Annotated in this window: 2 protein-coding genes; both read right to left on the reverse strand. The window is 66.5% G+C overall.

Annotated features, from left to right (window positions below; all coding sequences use genetic code 11):
* Positions 1–29 precede the first annotated feature (29 nt).
* The gene (locus tag VW23_RS21320; RefSeq protein WP_069911518.1) at positions 30–1,559 is read right to left on the reverse strand and encodes a DEAD/DEAH box helicase; all 1,530 of its coding nucleotides are present in this window, start codon (positions 1,557–1,559) and stop codon (positions 30–32) included.
* A gap of 525 nt (positions 1,560–2,084) precedes the next feature.
* Positions 2,085–2,879, reverse strand: a complete 795-nt coding sequence (locus VW23_RS21325) for a molybdopterin-dependent oxidoreductase (protein WP_069911519.1) — start codon at positions 2,877–2,879, stop codon at positions 2,085–2,087.
* Positions 2,880–2,960: the final 81 nt, after the last annotated feature.

The raw sequence follows: 2,960 nt of genomic DNA on the forward strand, positions 1-2,960 counted from the left end.
CTCCCCTCAAGGGGGAGGGGAGCAGAAGGTTACCCTGCTGCGCTTTCCGTACGACGCTGCCGGCCGGCGTCCTTCTGCTTCTTGTTCCAGCGCTGCTTGGGCGCCGGCGTGCCCTGCCCGGTCGGCTTTTCCCACCAGCCGGGGGTGGTCGGAGCCGCGCCACCGTTCTGCGAGATGTTGCTGCCTTTGGCCGCACCACCACGCACCTGCTGCGCGTTGCCACGCTGCGGCTGGCCGTTGCTCACGGGAGCAGCGGCATGGCCTTCGCCATGGCCGCGCTTGCGACCATCAACGATCGCCGCTTTCTTGGCGCCCGAGAAGTGACGGCCGGCATTGGCGTGCTTGCGCTGGCCATCGGGACGCGGGGCCTGCGGCCGCGGTGGCTGGCGCTGCGCCCGAACCTGCGCGGCGTCGATCACCTCGCCGCCATTGCCTTTGAGCTCGCCGGTCACCGGCAGGGTCTTGCGGATCAGCCGCTCGACATCGCGCAGCTTGCCGCGCTCGGTGCCGTCGCACAGTGTAATCGCAAAGCCCGAAGCGCCGTTACGCGCCGTGCGCCCGATGCGGTGCACGTAGTTCTCCGGATCGTCCGGCAGCTCGAAGTTGATCACATGCGTGATGTTCTGCACGTCGATGCCGCGTGCCGCGATATCGGTGGCGACGAGGATGCGCACCGAGCCGTTGGCAAAGCCCTTGAGCGCCGCCTGGCGGGCATTGTTCGATTTGTTGCCGTGGATCGCCGCCGCTTCATGGCCATCGATGGCGAGGTTCTTGGCCACGCGGTCGGCGCCATGCTTGGTGCGCGAGAAGATGATGACGCGGCTGAGGCTCTCGTCCTCGAGCAGCTTGTTGAGCACGCCGCGCTTTTCCTTCGAACCGGCGAGGATCACCCGCTGGTCGATGGTGCCGACGGTCGTCGCCGCCGGGTTGGCTTCGACGCGCACCGGATCGTTCAACAGGCCCTTGGCGAGCTCGGCAATCTCGGGCGCCATGGTGGCTGAGAACATCGCGGTCTGGCGACGCGGGCCGATGGCCCGGGCGATCTCCTTGACGGCGTTGATGAAGCCCATGTCGAGCATGCGGTCGGCCTCGTCGAGCACCAGCCACCGGGTCTCGGTGAGCTTGAGCTTGCGGTCGTCGACCAGGTCCTTGAGGCGGCCCGGGGTGGCGATCACCACGTCGACGCCGCGGGCGATCTTCTGGATCTGCCCGCCGCGCGAGGCGCCGCCCAGCACCAGGACGGTCGAGAGCTTGGCGCCCGCCAGCTTGTGCAGCACTTCGTCGATCTGCACCGCCAGTTCGCGGGTCGGCGCAAGGATCAGCGCTCTGGTTGTCATCGGGTTGGCGCGGCCACCGAGCTCGGCAAGGCCGGCAAGGATCGGCAGGCCGAACGCCGCGGTCTTGCCCGAGCCGGTCTGGGCGATGCCCATGATGTCACGGCGCTCGAGCTGCGGCGGAATGGCTTTCGCCTGGATCGGGGTCGGAGTGGTGAACCCGGCTGCCGTGAGCGCGCTGACGAGCTGCGCTGAAAGGCCGAGTTCGGAAAATGAAGTGGTCAATGGTCAAACTTTCATTGGCGCGCTCCGGGCCAATCGGTGCGCGTGGATCGCCGAAAACCCATCTCGGGCTCGGCGTGGTCAAGAGATGCAATGGCGACGGGATTGCCGCACGGTTGCGCTGTCTCCCGGTGTTCCCGCTACTCTTGCGGGGGGACATTCCGGGGCACTTCGCCGCTCACCGTTTTTGGCCAGTAAGAAGAGAAGTCCATCGCCGTCATCGCGCGTGTTTCCCGATAAACGGGACAGGTGCGCGGGGCGAATGCTGGCCATATGGGCGATATGTGCCGGATATGCAAGGGATTTCGCCGAGAAGGCGCGCAGAGGAGCTATGCGGCAAGCATCCGGCCGCGCCCCCACCACAGGCAAGCGGATGCTCCTTGGGCCGGAGCTAGTAGCACCCGCTGGTCCGAAAGCGGTGTGGACGCGATCCGAACCCCACCTGCTTACGGGCGGTCAGGTGGCTCGGGCAAGCAGGTCTCAACGGTTAGCTGTGGAGTACCCAGTCGTCGTCACAGCGGCGCCAGACTAAATCCCGCCGTACCAGTCGTACCCGTGGTCTTCCCAATAGCCGCCCTGCCCCATGCCGAATTTGGCGAAGCTGTCGACCAGCTCGATGGTGTGGACGTATTTGGGTTGCTTGTAGCCGAGCGCCCGCTCGATCCGGATGCGGACCGGCGCACCGTTGGCCACCGGAAGCGCCGCACCGTTGAGGCCGAACGCCGCGATGGTCTGCGGGTGGAAGGCGTCGATCAGGTCGGAGCTGGTGTAATAGGCCTCGGGCGCCGAGAGCCCGCCGCCCATCTGGTCGTAGCAATGATAGACGACGAACTTTGCCGTCGGCTGCACCTTGGCCTCGTCGAGCAGCCGGCTCAGCGGCACACCGGTCCATTTGGCGATGCAGCTCCAGCCCTCGACGCAGTCGTGCCGGGTGATTTGAGTGCGCGCCGGCATATTCTGCAGTTCGGCGAGCGAATATTCCTTCGGCGTCTCCACCAGCCCGATGATCCTGAGTTTGTAGGCGGCAAAGCCGCTGGCCTCGAGATCGCGATAGAGCTCGATATTGCGCGGGTCGGTCGAGCCGTTCGGCCGCTGCCCCTGGCGGATCTCGCTTTCGGAGAATTCCTTGGCTAACGCCTGCTCGCCGACCAGCGCCCGCTGCGCGCTGTAGGTCAGCTGGTTGGCCCGCTCGAGGAAGTTGCGCACCGGGTCGTTGCGCGCCCCGAGGAAATCGAACTGGTCGCAGCCGGCCAGCACCAGCGAGCCGGCGCCAGCCGCGCCAAGCCCGAGCAGCCGGCGGCGGTTGAGGATCAATCGGCTCATTTCGACTTCTCCTTGTTGCTCCCCTCCCCCTTGAGGGGAGGGGTTGGGGGTGGGGGTCCATCGGTGATCACAGGACCACCC

The sequence above is a fragment of the Devosia insulae DS-56 genome (assembly GCF_000970465.2).
Classification (GTDB): Bacteria; Pseudomonadota; Alphaproteobacteria; order Rhizobiales; family Devosiaceae; genus Devosia_A; species Devosia_A insulae.

Coding starts and splice junctions, on each gene's coding strand:
- VW23_RS21325 (WP_069911519.1), bottom strand. CDS start 2,879: ATGAGCCGATTGATCCTCAACCGCCGCCGGCTGCTCGGGCTTGGCGCG.